Origin of the sequence: Neorhizobium sp. CSC1952 (genome assembly GCF_030378245.1) — a bacterium.
GTDB classification, from domain to species: Bacteria; Pseudomonadota; Alphaproteobacteria; order Rhizobiales; family Rhizobiaceae; genus Neorhizobium; species Neorhizobium oryzae_A.
In genome coordinates this window covers 4,283,014-4,298,462 of record NZ_CP128416.1, presented here as the reverse complement: position 1 = coordinate 4,298,462, position 15,449 = coordinate 4,283,014, and the positions used below count along the sequence as shown (strand labels likewise).

The following is a 15,449-nucleotide window of genomic DNA, read 5'->3' as shown; positions in this document are numbered from 1 at the left end:
ATGACTATTCCGCCGCTTCCACCTTTTTTGCCGGCCGGCGCTCCAGCAGCTCTTTCAGGAACTGGCCGGTATAGGACCGCTTTTCCTTGACGATCTGCTCCGGCGTGCCTGCCGCGACGATCTCGCCGCCGCCCGTGCCGCCTTCCGGACCGATGTCGATGATCCAGTCGGCCGTCTTGATGACTTCGAGATTGTGCTCGATCACCACCACGGAATTGCCCTGGTTCACCAGCTCGTGCAGCATTTCCAAGAGCTTGGCGACGTCATGGAAGTGCAGGCCGGTCGTCGGCTCGTCGAGGATATAGAGCGTGCGGCCGGTCGAACGTTTCGACAGTTCCTTGGCTAGCTTGACGCGCTGCGCCTCGCCACCCGAAAGCGTGTTGGCCTGCTGGCCGACCTTGATATAGCCGAGACCCACGTCGAAGAGCGACTGCAGCTTGTCGCGCACCGCCGGCACCGCGGAGAAGAACTCGACGCCTTCCTCCACCGTCATGTCCAGCACGTCGGCGATCGATTTGCCCTTGAAGGTGACGTCCAGCGTCTCGCGATTGTAGCGCTTGCCGTGGCAGACGTCGCAAGTGACGTAGACGTCCGGCAGGAAGTGCATCTCGATCTTGATGACGCCGTCGCCCTGGCAGGCTTCGCAGCGTCCGCCCTTGACGTTGAAGGAGAACCGGCCGGGCTGATAGCCACGCGCCTTGGCCTCCGGGAGCCCCGCGAACCAGTCGCGGATCGGCGTGAAGGCGCCGGTATAGGTCGCCGGGTTGGAGCGCGGCGTGCGGCCGATCGGCGACTGGTCGATGTCGATCACCTTGTCGATGAACTCGAAACCGTCGATCTTGTCGTGTTCGGCTGGAATTTCCCGTGCGCCCATGACCCGACGCGCGGCCGCTTTGTAAAGCGTCTCGATCAGGAAGGTGGACTTGCCGCCGCCGGAAACCCCGGTCACCGCCGTGAAGACGCCGAGCGGCACGGATGCCGTGACATTCTTCAGATTGTTTCCGCGCGCGCCGAAAACCTTGATCTCCTTGCCCTTCTTCGGCTTGCGGCGTTCGGCCGGCACCGGCACGCCGAGCTCGCCCGAGAGATATTTGCCGGTCAGCGACTTCGGATTGGCCATAACCTCGTTCGGCGAACCCTGAGCGACGACCGTGCCGCCATGAATGCCGGCGGCCGGTCCGATATCGACGACATAGTCAGCCGTCAGGATCGCGTCCTCGTCGTGCTCGACGACGATCACCGTATTGCCGATATCGCGCAGGTGCTTCAGCGTGTCGAGCAGCCGGGCATTGTCGCGCTGGTGCAGGCCGATCGACGGTTCGTCGAGCACGTAGAGCACGCCCGTGAGGCCCGAGCCGATTTGCGAGGCGAGCCGGATGCGCTGGCTCTCGCCGCCGGAAAGCGTGCCTGAATTCCGGGACAGGCTCAGGTAATCGAGGCCGACATCGTTCAGGAACCGCAGGCGCTCGCGAATTTCCTTCAGAATGCGCACCGCAATCTCGTTCTGCTTGGCATTCAGCTCGGCAGGCAGCACTTCGAACCAGTCGCGCGCCGCCTTGATCGACATGTCGGTGACTTCGCCGATATGCAGCTTGTTGATCTTGACCGCCAGCGCTTCCGGCTTCAGGCGATAGCCGTTGCAGGCCGGGCAGGGGGCCGCCGACATGTAGCGTTCGATATCCTCGCGCGCCCAGGCGGAATCCGTTTCCTTCCAGCGGCGTTCGAGGTTCGGCACGATGCCTTCGAAGTTCTTCACCGTCTTGTAGGAGCGGGCGCCATCGGCGTAATGGAACTCGATCTTTTCCTCGGTCCCGTGCAGGATCGCCTTCTGCGCCTCCTCGGAAAGCTCGTTCCAGCGGTTCGAGAGCTTGAAGCCGAAGGTCTTGCCGAGCGCCTCCAGGGTCTGGTTGTAATAGGGCGATGTGGATTTCGCCCATGGCGAGATCGCCCCGTCGCGCAGCGTGCGGGCAGGTTCCGGCACGATCAGCGCCTCATCGACCTTCTGCTGCGAACCGAGGCCGTCGCAGGTCGGGCAGGCGCCGAAGGGGTTGTTGAACGAGAAGAGCCGCGGCTCGATTTCCGGAATGGTGAAACCTGAAACCGGGCAGGCGAATTTTTCCGAAAACAGCACGCGTTCATGCGTCTCGTTGAGCGACTTGTTGGCCGAACCGCCGGCTGCGGTCTCCTCAGGCGGCAGCGGCTTGTCGGCGAATTCCGCGACCGCCAGCCCGTCGGCGAGCTTCAGCGAGGTTTCGAGACTGTCCGCAAGGCGCGCGCCGATATCGGAACGCACCACGAGACGGTCCACCACCACGTCGATATCGTGCTTGTATTTCTTGTCGAGCGCCGGAACGTCGGCGATCTCGTAGAACTGGCCGTCGACCTTGACGCGCTGAAACCCCTTTTTCATCAGGTCGGCGAGTTCCTTCTTATACTCGCCCTTGCGGCCGCGGATCATCGGCGCGAGGATATAAAGGCGCGTCCCCTCATCGAAGGAAAGCACGCGGTCGACCATCTGGCTCACCGTCTGGCTTTCGATCGGCAGGCCCGTCGCCGGCGAATAGGGCACGCCGACGCGGGCGAAAAGCAGGCGCATGTAGTCGTAGATTTCGGTGACGGTGCCGACGGTCGAACGCGGGTTGCGCGAAGTCGTCTTCTGCTCGATCGAAATCGCCGGAGAAAGCCCGTCGATCTGGTCGACGTCCGGCTTCTGCATCATCTCCAGAAACTGCCTTGCGTAGGCCGAGAGGCTTTCCACGTAGCGGCGCTGCCCCTCGGCATAGATCGTGTCGAAGGCGAGCGACGATTTGCCCGAGCCGGAAAGGCCCGTCATGACGATCAGCGAATTGCGCGGCAGATCGAGATCGATGCCCTTCAAATTGTGCTCGCGCGCACCACGTATGGAAATGGTCTTCAGTTCACTCATCGTCATACTCATCGGGGGGAGGATCGAAGGTCCTTATGTAGTGATTGATGCGCGCGTGTCGAGACGAAACTGCTGCGATGCAGCGCCGTTCCGAGTCGGTTGACAGCACTATAGGAATAAATTAGAACAAATAAAGAACAAATTTGCCTGTGGATTAAAAATCATCGGCACCCACCGGATCGGACCGATGGGTTAAAGTGCAGGGATTGGTTTAGGGCCGCGGAATGCGGCGGACAAGGTGAAAATTATGGCTGGTAGCGTGAACAAGGTCATCCTGGTGGGAAATGTCGGAGCCGATCCGGAAATCCGCCGCACCCAGGACGGCCGGCCGATCGCCAACCTGCGAATTGCGACCTCCGAGACCTGGCGTGACCGCAATTCGGGCGAGCGCCGTGAAAAGACCGAGTGGCACAACGTCGTCGTCTTCAACGAAGGGCTCTGCAAGGTTGTGGAGCAGTATGTGAAGAAGGGGGCCAAGCTCTATGTCGAGGGCCAGTTGCAGACCCGCAAGTGGCAGGACCAGAGCGGCAACGACCGCTACACGACGGAAGTGGTGCTGCAGGGCTTCAACTCGACCCTGACCATGCTGGATGGTCGTGGCGAAGGCGGTGGCGATCGTGGCGGTTACGGCGGCGGTGGCAGTCGCGTCGGCAGTGATTTCGGCGGCGGCGACGATTTCGGTGGCGGTTATGGTGGCGGAAACGACTACGACCGCCGGCCGTCCGGCGGGGCGAACCGTGGCGGCGGCGGCAACCAGCCGCCGGCCGGCGGCAATTTCTCGCGCGATCTCGACGACGACATTCCGTTCTGATCCGGGCGCTCCGGTCTGCCGTCGGGCATCCATTGTGTTTCGATATTCGGGGAAAGCGTTCGCGCTTTCCCCGAATGCGTTCAGGCGGCTGCCTTGTCGGCCAGCATGGACACCATCACGTCGGATTGCGACAGGATGCCGACCAGCTTGTTGTTCTCCCGCGTCACCGGCAGGTAATGCAGGCCTTGCTCGGCGAAGATGATCATCGCGTCGGCGACCGGCGTATTGGGGCGGACGGTTTTCACCGGCGTCGTCATGATGTCCTTCACCGTATCGTTCGGAGCGCTCGCGCCCGATAGAACAAGCCGCAGTCGCTGGCCGAAGCCGATTCTCGGCCGCCCGTTGACCCAGTGCGCCTTGTCGAGAAAATCCGTCTGGGTGACGATGCCGACGACTTCGGCGCGGTCGTTGGTCACCGGCAGGGCCTTGAAATGGTGGGCGCGCATCAGGTCGTGCGCTTCCTTCAGCGTGTTGTCGGGCGCCACGGCCACCACGTCGCGCGACATGATGCTGGCGCAGTCGAAATAGCCGGCGCGGCGGCGATAGGATCGCAGTTCCGTGCGCCGCAGGATCGTTTCGAGATCGTCGCGGTCGATATCGAGGAACTCGTCATATTCCTTCAGCACGTCGTCCAGGTCCGCAGAGGTGAAACCGATGCGCTGAAGGGGGGCAGGATCCTTGGTGCCGTGGTCGGTCGACAATCTCACCGCGTGCGGATAGCTGCGGCCGGTCAGGTTGTTGAAGATCAGAGCCAGCACGACGAGAGCGAGCGAATTGCCGGCGACCGGCCACAGCACGAAACCGTAACCCAACTCATGGATGGCCGGCCCGCCGAGCACGGCGGTGAGCGCGATCGCGCCGCTCGGCGGATGCAGGCAGCGGAACGTCATCATCGCCGCAATCGCCACGCTGATCGCTACGGCCGAGGCGAGGAACGGATCGCCGACGACGAGCGCTACGGTGACCCCGACGAGAGCCGAGACGATATTGCCGCAAAGGATCGACCAGGGCTGCGCGAGCGGGCTCGAGGGAACGGCGAACAGCAGGACGGCCGAGGCGCCCATCGGCGCGATCAGGGCCGGAAGCGACGCATCGGCCCGCAAAGCGAGGCTCCCCGCCAGTCCGGTCGCCAGGATGCCTATCAGGGCGCCGAGGGCGGCACGCAACCTTTCCCTGGGACTGACGGGCATGGTGTCGGGCAGAAGCCGCTGCAACATATGTCGCATTGATGCAAAACCTTTGATTCCGTTCGGTGCGCCGGCTTTTAGCAGAAAACGCCGATCCGTCATGCGGTTCTTGCAGCTTTCACAGATTGAACGCCGAGCGCACACCGTCGACCACGAACTGGACCGAGAGGGCGGCGAGAATGACCCCGAGCAGGCGGGTGAGAATGGCCCGGCCGGTGACGCCGAGGAACCGGTCGAGCCGTTCGGCGACCAGGAGGGTGACGTAGACGAGCGCCATGATCAGCGCGATGACGCCGATCAGCAGCGCCCGGTCGGCGGGGCCGGGGAACGTGCCGGCGAGCAGCACCGTGGCGGAGATCGCGCCCGGCCCGGCGATCAGCGGCAGGGCGAGCGGAAAGACCGCGATATTGTGAATATGGTCGATGGTGATTGCCGTCTGCGAGGTCTTTTCCTTCCGTTCCTGGCGCCGTTCGAAGACCATTTCGAAGGAGATCCAGAAGAGCAGCATGCCGCCGGCGATGCGGAAGGCGCCGATCGAGATGCCGAGAAGCCCGAGCACGCTCGAGCCGAAGAGCGCGAAGACGGCCAGTATGCCGAAGGCGATCAGCGAGCCGCGGAAAGCGACCTGGCGGCGCTGAGGCGCCGTCATGCCGACGGTGAGGCCGAGGAAGACTGGGGCGAGCCCCGGCGGATCGAGTGTCACGAGCATCGTCGTGAGCGCATTGATCAGCATGTCAGGCGTTGCCATATCTTCCCCCGTCCAGCTGCAATTCTTGCAGTCTCGTGCGAAGATTGTTAGGACAGGCGCGCGGTTTAGGGAAGCCCGCAACGGGCTTTTGAAAATAAGGCGTCATCCTGCCAAAGATGCCTGGAAAACACCGCAAAAACTGTTCAAAACCATGGTGGAAATTGGCGCTCGGAACCGCTTTCCGCTATAAAACAACCAACTGATTCCGAACAGAGATCGTGATCCGATTTGACTGAGCAAAGCACACCCGGCGGCGGAAAGCTGCCTCCCGGCATCGAACCCATTTCCATCATGGAAGAGATGCAGCGGTCCTATCTCGATTATGCCATGAGCGTTATCGTGAGCCGCGCCCTTCCGGACGTCCGCGACGGATTGAAGCCTGTCCATCGGCGCATCCTTTACGGCATGTCGGAACTCGGCATCGACTGGAACAAGAAATACGTCAAATGCGCCCGCGTCACCGGGGACGTGATGGGTAAATACCATCCTCACGGCAACCTGGCGATCTACGACGCGCTCGCCCGCATGGCGCAGGATTGGTCGCTCCGTCTGCCTTTGATCGACGGCCAGGGCAATTTCGGCTCGATCGACGGCGACCCTCCGGCGGCCGAGCGTTATACCGAATGTCGCCTTGAAAAGGCGGCCCATTCGCTGCTCGACGATCTCGACAAGGAAACCGTCGATTTCCGCGACAACTATGACGGCACGCTCTCCGAGCCCGTCGTGCTGCCGGCGAAGTTTCCGAACCTGCTCGTCAACGGTGCGGGCGGCATCGCGGTCGGCATGGCGACCAACATTCCGCCGCACAACCTTGCCGAGGTCATCGACGGCTGCATCGCCATGATCGACAACCCGGCGATCGAGCTGCCTGAGCTGATGCAGATCATCCCCGGTCCGGATTTCCCGACCGGCGCCCTGATCCTCGGACGTTCCGGCATCCGATCGGCCTACGAGACGGGCCGCGGCTCGATCATCATGCGGGGACGGGCGACCATCGAGCCGATGCGCGGCGACCGGGAGCAGATCATCGTCACCGAGGTTCCCTATCAGGTGAACAAGGCCGCGATGGTCGAGAAGATTGGCGAACTGGTGCGCGAGAAGCGCATCGAGGGCATTTCCGACCTGCGCGACGAAAGCGACCGCCAGGGTTATCGCGTCGTGATCGAACTGAAGCGCGACGCCAATGCGGAAGTGATCCTCAATCAGCTTTACCGTTATACGCCGCTGCAGACCTCCTTCGGCTGCAACATCGTGGCTCTGAACGGCGGCAAGCCGGAACAGCTCACGCTGATCGACATGCTGAAGGCCTTCGTGTCCTTCCGCGAGGACGTGGTGAGCCGGCGCACGAAATACCTGCTGCGCAAGGCGCGCGAGCGCGCTCACGTCCTGGTGGGGCTGGCGATCGCGGTTGCGAACATCGACGAGATCATCCTGCTGATCCGTCGCGCGCCCGATCCGCAGACGGCGCGCGAACAGTTGATGACCCGTCGTTGGCCGGCTCAGGATGTCGAGGCGCTGATCCGCCTGATCGACGATCCCCGCCACAAGATCAACGAGGACGGCACCTACAACCTGTCGGAAGAGCAGGCCCGCGCGATCCTCGAACTGCGTCTTGCCCGTCTGACGGCGCTCGGCCGCGACGAAATCGGCGACGAGCTCAACAAGATCGGCGCCGAGATCAGCGATTATCTCGATATCCTGTCGTCGCGCCTGCGCATTCTGACGATCGTCAAGGACGAGCTTGCCGCCGTACGCGACGAGTTCGGCACGCCGCGCCGCACGGAAATCCTCGAAGGCGGTCCGGATATGGACGACGAGGATCTTATCGCCCGCGAGGACATGGTCGTCACCGTATCGCATCTCGGCTATATCAAGCGCGTCCCGCTCGGCACCTACCGGGCCCAGCGCCGCGGCGGCAAGGGGCGGTCCGGCATGGCCACGCGCGACGAGGATTTCGTCACGCGCCTGTTCGTGGCCAACACCCACACGCCGGTGCTGTTCTTCTCCTCGCGCGGCATCGTCTACAAGGAGAAGGTCTGGCGCCTGCCGATCGGCACGCCGCAATCGCGCGGCAAGGCGTTGATCAACATGCTGCCGCTGGAAGCCGGCGAGCGCATCACCACGATCATGCCGCTGCCTGAGGACGAAGCGACCTGGGATAACCTGGACGTCATGTTCTCGACGACGCGCGGCACCGTCCGCCGCAACAAGCTGTCGGACTTCGTGCAGGTGAACCGCAACGGCAAGATCGCCATGAAGCTTGAGGAGGAGGGCGACGAGATCCTCTCCGTCGAGACCTGCAAGGGGCCGAACCTCGACCTCAGCGAGCCGGGCGACGACGTGCTTCTGACGACGGCGCTCGGCCAGTGCATCCGTTTCCCTGTCGATGACGTCCGCGTTTTCGCCGGCCGCAATTCGATCGGTGTGCGCGGCATCACGCTCGGCGAGGGCGACCGCATCATCTCCATGACCATCGTCGGCCATGTGGATGCGGAGCCGTGGGAGCGTGCAGCCTATCTCAAGCGCTCGGCCGCGGAACGGCGCGCCGCGGGCGTCGACGAGGAGGATATCTCGCTGGTCGGCGAGGAAGTCACCGAAGGGGGACAGCTCTCCGACGAACGCTACGAGGAGCTGAAGGCGCGCGAACAGTTCGTGCTGACTGTCTCGGAAAAGGGTTTTGGAAAGCGTTCGTCCTCCTACGACTTCCGCACCTCGGGCCGCGGCGGCAAGGGCATCCGCGCCACCGATACGTCCAAGACGGCGGAGATCGGCGAACTGGTGGCGGCCTTCCCGGTCGAAGAGAACGATCAGATCATGCTCGTCTCCGATGGCGGCGTGCTGATCCGCGTACCGGTCAACGGCATCCGCATCGCCAGCCGCGCGACCAAGGGGGTCACGATCTTCTCCACCGCCAAGGACGAGAAGGTCGTCTCGGTCGAGCGCATCAGCGAGCCGGAAGGCGACGAGGAAAACGGCAATGGCCTGCCGGAAGAGATCACGGCCGAGACCGGCGATCTGGGTGCTGCTCCGGAAGAAGGAGCGAATGACGAGGGTGCGGCTGATTAAGCCGCATCTCTTTCGGCAGATCAACGAACTGAAAAGCCGGAGGACGAAAGTCCTCCGGCTTCTGTTTGAACCGGGCGCGACGGGAATCTGCGAACCGGTCCGCTACCGTAAAATCGTCAGAATGCGCTGTGGCGGCGCGCGAAATCCCTGAAATCCTTCATGTCTTCGCGCTCGCGGCGAAGCTCGGAAATCGTCGAGGCCACGGATGCCACGAACATGATGCTGATCAAACTTGCCAATACAGTCAACGTCACGAACATGGTCATCCTTTCTTGTCCGTATCCGCCTCAGTAATAGGAAAGATCGGTATAACGACCCGTCACCTGCGGATAATTCAGATCTGTCAACTCGGATTTATCTTGATAAAGGGTTACTGTTGCCGTCAGCATCACAGCGATCATTGCCGTCCACACCAGATTGATCATGGTGATCTTGTCCGGCATGATCGTTTTCCTTCTCGCGATCATCTCCGTCTGTCCTTCTTGTTTGCCTGAACGCGCGTCGCGCAAACAGGTTCCACCGCATTTTGAGAGAGACTTATCCGGATTGCTCTGAAGCGTCCTTGAATGCTTCGTTCATCTGGCGTTCAGAATTCGAACCGTTTCAAGGCTCGTCCGGAGTGAGGAAGAAAAGCACGACCTCGATGAAAAGCGACAAGGCAACAGCGCCTATCACCACCACGGCCAGCATCTTCCTGTTGTTCTCCCGCGATACGGACGGGTCTTCGTGCCCGCCACGATGCCTATGAAACCATAGTGCCGCTGAAACGCCCTTGAACGGGCCGTTCATCTCTCGTTCAGAATAGGGAGCCTTGCGGCGGCGGAACTTCCGTGACAAAAGGCGCAGAAAATTTTAGCTGCAACAGGTCCGGACCCGGCATGACGACTGCTTTTTACCCCGGCTCTTTCGATCCGATGACGAACGGTCATCTGGACGTGCTCGTGCAGGCGCTGAATGTCGCCGACGAACTCATCGTTGCGATCGGCATTCATCCCGGCAAGGCGCCGATGTTCTCGTTCGAGGAAAGGGCGGATTTGATCCGTGCTTCGCTCGAAGAGGTATTGCCCGGACGCGCGGACAGCCTTTCCGTCGTCGCCTTCGACAGGCTTGTCGTCGACGCGGCCCGCGAGAGCGGTGCCACGCTGCTGATCCGCGGCTTACGCGATGGCACCGATCTTGACTATGAAATGCAGATGGCGGGCATGAACCGGCAGATGGCGCCCGATATCCAGACCGTCTTCCTGCCGGCGGGCGTCGCCACTCGCCCCATTACCGGCACATTGGTCCGGCAGATCGCTGCCATGGGCGGCGATGTCAGCGCTTTCGTGCCCGGCGCGGTCCTCAAGGCCCTCAACAACAAGCTGAAACGCTGATCGTTTCCGAACCCCGGAGTTCCGCATGAAACTGTTTCGTCTCGCCGCTGCCGGCGCTTTTGTCTTCGCTTCGATGATCCTGCCCTCCATCGCTTCGGCCGACACGCTCACCATTCAGCTGAAGGATGGTCCGGTGGTGATCGAGCTCATGCCGGACGTGGCGCCGAAGCATGTGGCGCAGATCGAGGCGCTCGCCGCCAAGGGCGCTTACGACAACGTCGTCTTCCATCGCGTCATCGACGGCTTCATGGCTCAAACCGGTGACGTTCAGTTCGGCAAGGAAGGCGGCCCGAACTACAATCCGGCCCGCGCCGGCACGGGCGGCTCCGATCTTCCGGACCTGCCTGCGGAATTCTCGAAAGTGCCGTTCGAGCGCGGCACGGTCGGCATGGCGCGCGCCCAGGATCCGAATTCCGCCAATTCGCAGTTCTTCATCATGTTCGATGAGGGGGCTTTCCTGAACGGCCAATATACGGTCGTCGGCAAGGTCGTGTCGGGCATGGAGTTCGTCGACAAGATCAAGCGCGGCCAGGGCGGTAACGGCGAAGTGACCAACCCCGACAAGATGATCAAGGTCTCTGTCGGCAAGAAGTAATGAACCAAGGCGCTCAGTCGGACGACGTGTCCGCCGCCTCGAAAGGAGAAGCAAATGGCCGAGATCAAGGATCCGGAAAACACCCTCATCATGGAAACCAGCAAGGGCAAGGTCGTCATCTCGCTCCTGCCGGACCTGGCGCCGGGCCACGTCGCCCGCATCAAGGAGCTTGCCCGCGAGAAGGCCTATGACGGCGTCGTTTTCCACCGCGTCATCGCCGATTTCATGGCCCAGACGGGCGATGTGAAGTTCGGCAAGCAGGGCGCCGAAAGCTTCAATCCGGCCCGCGCCGGCATGGGCGGTTCGGACAAGCCGGACCTGAAGGCCGAGTTCTCCGCCGTTCCGCATGTGCGCGGCACCTGCTCCATGGCCCGCTCGCAGAACCCGAACTCCGCCAATTCGCAGTTCTTCATCTGCTTCACGGATGCCCCGTGGCTGAACAAGCAGTACACGGTCTGGGGCCAGGTCATCGAAGGCATGGACAATATCGACCAGATCAAGAAGGGTGAGCCGGTCAAGGATCCGGACTCGATCGTTTCGCTGCGTGTCGCAGCCGACGTCTGACCCGATCTGAATTCATGGCCCGCTCCGCTTTCGGCGGGGCGGGTTTCGCTTTTCTGGAAGTTCAAGCCCGAATGCGCGTCGATCTGTTCGATTTCGATCTGCCGGAGGAAAGCATTGCGCTGAGGCCCGCAAGCCCGCGCGACAGCGCCCGGCTGCTTGTCGTCCGTCCGGATGGGGAGCCTGTTCTTTCCGATCATCGCGTGTCGGAACTGCCCGGCTTTCTGAAATCGGGCGATGCTCTGGTCTTCAACGATACCAAGGTCATTCCCGCCCAGCTCGAAGGAATCCGCCACCGGGAAGGGGCGGGCGGCCAGCAGGTCTCCGCGACGCTCCACATGCGCACCGCGCCGGATATCTGGAAAGCCTTCGCCAGGCCGGGAAAACGCATCAAGATCGGCGACCGCATCGAGTTCGGCCACGGCGGAAACGCCTGCCTCCTCGGCTCGCTTGCCGCGACCGTCGAGGAGAAAGGCGAGGGCGGCGAGGTGACGCTGCGCTTCGACCTGTCCGGCCCGGCGCTCGACGAGGCGATCATGGCGGTCGGCCATATCCCGCTGCCGCCCTATATTGCCGCCAAACGCCCGGAAGACGACCAAGACCGCAAGGATTACCAGACCATCTATGCGCGCGAGGAGGGCGCCGTCGCGGCCCCGACGGCCGGGCTGCATTTCACGCCGGAACTGTTCGCTGCGCTCGACGCAGCCGGCATCGAACGGCATTTCGTCACGCTGCATGTCGGAGCAGGCACCTTCCTGCCGGTGAAGGCCGACGACACCGAAGATCACAAGATGCATCAGGAGATCGGCTATGTCAGCGCCGAGACGGCCGCACGGCTGAATGCCGTGAAGCGGAGGGGCGGGCGCATCGTTTCGGTCGGCACGACCTCGCTGCGGCTGGTCGAAAGCGCTGCCGCCGAGGACGGAACGATAAAACCCTGGAGCGGCGCCACCGGCATCTTCATCACGCCCGGCTACCGCTTCAAGGCGGTGGACATGCTGATGACCAATTTCCATCTGCCGCGCTCGACGCTGTTCATGCTCGTTTCGGCCTTTGCAGGGCTTGAGACGATGCGCTCGGCTTACGCCCACGCGATCGAAGCCGGCTACCGCTTCTATTCCTACGGAGATTCCAGTCTCCTTTTCCGGACCGACAAATGACCGAAACCTTCCAGTTCAATCTCAAGAAGACCGACGGCGGCGCGCGCCTTGGCGAGGTCACCATGCCGCGCGGAACGATCCGCACGCCCGCCTTCATGCCGGTCGGCACGGTCGGCACCGTCAAGGCGATGTATCTCGACCAGGTGCGCGATACCGGCGCCGACATCATTCTCGGCAACACCTATCACCTGATGCTTCGTCCCGGGGCGGAACGCGTCGCGCGCCTCGGCGGGCTTCACAACCTCATCCGCTGGCCGCATCCGATCCTCACCGATAGCGGGGGCTTCCAGGTCATGTCGCTCTCGGGTCTGCGCAAGCTCGACGAGAAGGGCGTCACCTTCAAGAGCCATGTGGACGGCAGCCTGCACCACATGTCGCCGGAACGCTCGATCGAAATCCAGGGGCTGCTCGGCTCCGATATCCAGATGCAGCTCGACGAATGCGTGGCGCTTCCCGCCGAGCCCAAGGAAATCGAGCGCGCCATGGAATTGTCCCTGCGTTGGGCCGAGCGATGCAAGATCGCTTTCGGGGATCAGCCCGGCAAGGCGATGTTCGGCATCGTCCAGGGGGGCGACCAGCCGGACCTGCGCATCCGTTCCGCCGAAGGCCTGAGGGAACTCGACCTCAAAGGCTATGCGGTCGGTGGCCTCGCCGTCGGCGAGCCGCAGGAGGTGATGTTGCAGATGCTGGAAACCACGCTCCCGGTCCTGCCGTCCGAAAAGCCGCGCTACCTGATGGGCGTCGGCACCCCGGACGATATCCTGAAATCGGTCGCCCGCGGGATAGACATGTTCGACTGCGTCATGCCGACCCGCTCCGGCCGCCATGGTCTGGCCTTCACCCGCCGCGGCAAGGTCAACATCCGCAATGCCCGCCATGCGGAGGATTTACGGCCGCTCGACGAAGAATCTGCATGCCCGGCGGCGCGGGATTACTCGCGCGCCTATCTGCATCACCTCGTCCGCTCGGACGAGGCGCTCGGCGGCATGCTGCTCTCCTGGAACAATCTGCACTATTACCAGGACCTGATGAAGGGCATCCGCCAGGCGATCGCCGAGGGCCGTTTTGCGGATTTCTACGCCGAGACCCAGGAAATGTGGGCCAAGGGCGACATCGACCCGGTCTGAGGGCAGCGGTGGTAACTAGATGCCGGTGCTGGCGGTGTTGCGGATCATCCGGACACCGTCGACCTTGTAGCTTCCGTCATCCATCAGCCGCATCTGGTAGATGGCGGTCCAGTCCTTGCCTTCGCGGGCGCTGATCATCACTTCCTGCAGCACCAGTTCGCCGCCGCCGATCAGTTTCGAACGGCCGAAGGCGTAGTTGCCGGCGTGATAGACCGGCTCGTAGCTCTTGCGCACCATGTCCAGAAACTGATCCTTGCTCGGATAAAGGCTGCGGATGCTTGGCGAGGCGAAGGAATAGGCCTTTTCCGCATCGTTGCGCAGCAACGCGGCGATCTGGCCGGAAATGACGGCCTGGGCCTCTGCGACCGGATCTTCGGCCTTTGCAGCGGCGAAGGAAAAGAGAACGAAACTCAGAACGACATAAGGAAATCGAACGGGCATCGGGGTTCTCCAGGAGCGGGCACGAAGAGGCTAGCGCCTTTCCGGCAAAGGAGAAGATGGCTCGATGCGAATTTTCCGGCGATGCCGTTTACATGGACAGCAAATCTGAATGATTACAGGATGATGACGTGTGGGTCGCTGAGAGGCCGAAACATGCACTTTTCCGTGAATTTTCCTCCTGCGGCGGCGCAGGGCAGGGTCCCGTTATCATCGCTTGCCCGTGACGCCTCGCGCTGGCAGGAATGCAGCCGGGAGCCTTGATTCGCCCGGACTGCCATTTCGATGAAAACCCTTCTGCCGCCGGCCTTGCTTTATTTCAGCAATGCCATCCTGTTCGTTTCGCTGTTCACGCGCCTGCCGGCCATCCAGGCCTCCATGGGCATAGACAAAGCGGCTCTCGGTCTCGCGCTCCTGAGTGCGCCCGTCGGCACGTTTGTCGCCCTGCCGCTCGCCGGAAGGATTACCGACCGGTTCACGCCGCGGCTGACGGCATTGGTCACGCTGCCGGTCTGCGCGGCGCTGAGCCCGGCCCTGACCGTTCTTCCGGTCGGCGGCTTCGCCGTCTGCTTCTTCCTCTTCGGCTTTTTCCGGACGATCTTCGACGTTGCCGCCAACATGATCTCCGCCGGCATCGAGCAGCGCACGGGTACGAAGGTTCTCGCCCGCAGTCACGGCTTCTGGTCGGTAGGTCTTCTGGTTGGATCGCTATGTTCCGGTTTCCTGGCGGAGAGGGCGGTCGCGTCCTTTTCCCAGCAGGTCATGGCAGCCGGTTTCGTCATCGCTGCCTGCCTGCTCGTGTTCTGGATGACGCCGAAGGACGTCGCGCCGGAACCGCAACCGGATCGCAAGCGTCCGGCCTATGTCCTTCCGGACCGCACGATCATCCTGATCTGCGTCATGGTCTTCGGCCTGTGTATCGTCGAGGGCGCGATCTACGACTGGGGCATCTTCTTCCTGCGCGAGGAACTTGAGGCCGATCCGGCGATCGCCGGTGTGCTCTATGCCGTTTTCACGGTCGGCATGGGGCTGACCCGGCTTTCCGGCGACATGCTGCGCGACAGTTTCGGGCCGGTGGTCCTGGTGCGCGCCTCGGCCGTTTCGGTCGCCGCCGGCATCGTGCTTCTCGTGACGACGCCCGGGCTGATGCTCGCCGGCCTCGCGCTTTTCCTGATCGGATGCGGCGTGGCGCTCGCTTTCCCGCTGGCCGTCTCGACGACGATCACGCTCGGCAAAGGGCAGCCGTCGGAAAACCTTGCGGCGCTGGCGCTGACCCTGATGCTTTCCACCATCGGCATTCCGCCGCTGCTCGGTTTCATCGCGGAGCATGTCAGTCTTGTCGCGACCTTTCTGGTCCTGCTGCCTTGCGTGCTGGTCAGCTTCCTGATGGCCCCGGTGGCGGAAGGTCGGCGCCTTTCTCTGTTTTCCCGCCGTGGTTAGCTGTGGGGAAATCGGGC

General features: G+C 62.5%; 15 protein-coding genes. 8 read left to right on the top strand and 7 right to left on the bottom strand.

Annotated features, from left to right (window positions below):
- Positions 1–4 precede the first annotated feature (4 nt).
- Positions 5–2,926, bottom strand: coding sequence for an excinuclease ABC subunit UvrA (gene uvrA / locus QTA58_RS20800; protein ID WP_289670591.1), 2,922 nt, complete (start codon positions 2,924–2,926; stop codon positions 5–7).
- Between the two features lie 247 nt (positions 2,927–3,173).
- Here uvrA and QTA58_RS20795 point away from each other — a divergent pair, with 247 nt between their 5' ends.
- Positions 3,174–3,737, top strand: coding sequence for a single-stranded DNA-binding protein (locus QTA58_RS20795; RefSeq protein WP_289670590.1), 564 nt, complete (start codon positions 3,174–3,176; stop codon positions 3,735–3,737).
- 80 nt (positions 3,738–3,817) lie between these two features.
- On the opposite strand, the gene QTA58_RS20790 is transcribed toward QTA58_RS20795, so the two are convergent.
- The gene (locus QTA58_RS20790; RefSeq protein WP_085425104.1) at positions 3,818–4,963 is read right to left on the bottom strand and encodes an HPP family protein; all 1,146 of its coding nucleotides are present in this window, start codon (positions 4,961–4,963) and stop codon (positions 3,818–3,820) included.
- 79 nt (positions 4,964–5,042) lie between these two features.
- Positions 5,043–5,672, bottom strand: coding sequence for a MarC family protein (locus tag QTA58_RS20785; RefSeq protein WP_085424417.1), 630 nt, complete (start codon positions 5,670–5,672; stop codon positions 5,043–5,045).
- A 228-nt stretch (positions 5,673–5,900) separates the two neighbouring features.
- On the opposite strand from QTA58_RS20785, the gene gyrA reads away from it, so the two are divergent.
- Positions 5,901–8,738 carry a DNA gyrase subunit A gene (gene gyrA / locus QTA58_RS20780; RefSeq protein ID WP_289670589.1) on the top strand — a complete coding sequence of 946 codons (2,838 nt, stop codon included), beginning with the start codon at positions 5,901–5,903 and terminating at the stop codon, positions 8,736–8,738.
- A 116-nt stretch (positions 8,739–8,854) separates the two neighbouring features.
- On the opposite strand, the gene QTA58_RS20775 is transcribed toward gyrA, so the two are convergent.
- The 3 genes from QTA58_RS20775 to QTA58_RS20765 form a co-directional block, all read right to left on the bottom strand.
- Entirely contained in the window at positions 8,855–9,004 is a 150-nt protein-coding gene (locus tag QTA58_RS20775; protein ID WP_289670588.1) for a hypothetical protein, read from the bottom strand.
- 21 nt (positions 9,005–9,025) lie between these two features.
- A complete protein-coding gene (locus QTA58_RS20770; protein ID WP_159457700.1) occupies positions 9,026–9,181 on the bottom strand; it encodes a hypothetical protein in 156 nt (51 codons plus the stop codon).
- Positions 9,182–9,341: 160 nt separating this feature from the next.
- The gene (locus QTA58_RS20765) at positions 9,342–9,527 is read right to left on the bottom strand and encodes a hypothetical protein (protein ID WP_143531768.1); all 186 of its coding nucleotides are present in this window, start codon (positions 9,525–9,527) and stop codon (positions 9,342–9,344) included.
- A gap of 89 nt (positions 9,528–9,616) precedes the next feature.
- Here QTA58_RS20765 and coaD point away from each other — a divergent pair, with 89 nt between their 5' ends.
- The 5 genes from coaD (at position 9,617) to tgt (ending at position 13,554) form a co-directional block, all read left to right on the top strand.
- Positions 9,617–10,111 (top strand): pantetheine-phosphate adenylyltransferase, encoded by a 495-nt coding sequence (gene coaD / locus QTA58_RS20760; RefSeq protein WP_085424420.1) that lies wholly within the window; start codon positions 9,617–9,619, stop codon positions 10,109–10,111.
- A gap of 25 nt (positions 10,112–10,136) precedes the next feature.
- Complete coding sequence (locus QTA58_RS20755; RefSeq protein ID WP_085424421.1) at positions 10,137–10,706, top strand: peptidylprolyl isomerase; 570 nt, start codon at positions 10,137–10,139, stop codon at positions 10,704–10,706.
- A 54-nt stretch (positions 10,707–10,760) separates the two neighbouring features.
- Positions 10,761–11,270 carry a peptidylprolyl isomerase gene (locus tag QTA58_RS20750; protein WP_085424422.1) on the top strand — a complete coding sequence of 170 codons (510 nt, stop codon included), beginning with the start codon at positions 10,761–10,763 and terminating at the stop codon, positions 11,268–11,270.
- A gap of 71 nt (positions 11,271–11,341) precedes the next feature.
- On the top strand, positions 11,342–12,427 hold the full coding sequence (gene queA / locus QTA58_RS20745; RefSeq protein ID WP_289670586.1) for a tRNA preQ1(34) S-adenosylmethionine ribosyltransferase-isomerase QueA: 1,086 nt from the start codon (positions 11,342–11,344) through the stop codon (positions 12,425–12,427).
- Positions 12,424–13,554, top strand: coding sequence for a tRNA guanosine(34) transglycosylase Tgt (gene tgt, locus QTA58_RS20740; protein ID WP_289670585.1), 1,131 nt, complete (start codon positions 12,424–12,426; stop codon positions 13,552–13,554). Before queA ends, tgt begins: the two co-directional genes overlap by 4 nt.
- Before the next feature lie 15 nt (positions 13,555–13,569).
- Here tgt and QTA58_RS20735 read toward each other — a convergent pair whose 3' ends face one another.
- Positions 13,570–13,995: a DUF4864 domain-containing protein gene (locus QTA58_RS20735; protein ID WP_085424425.1), complete on the bottom strand. Its 426-nt coding sequence runs from the start codon at positions 13,993–13,995 to the stop codon at positions 13,570–13,572.
- Positions 13,996–14,277: 282 nt separating this feature from the next.
- On the opposite strand from QTA58_RS20735, the gene QTA58_RS20730 reads away from it, so the two are divergent.
- Positions 14,278–15,432: an MFS transporter gene (locus tag QTA58_RS20730; RefSeq protein WP_289670584.1), complete on the top strand. Its 1,155-nt coding sequence runs from the start codon at positions 14,278–14,280 to the stop codon at positions 15,430–15,432.
- The last annotated feature ends 17 nt before the right edge of the window (positions 15,433–15,449 follow it).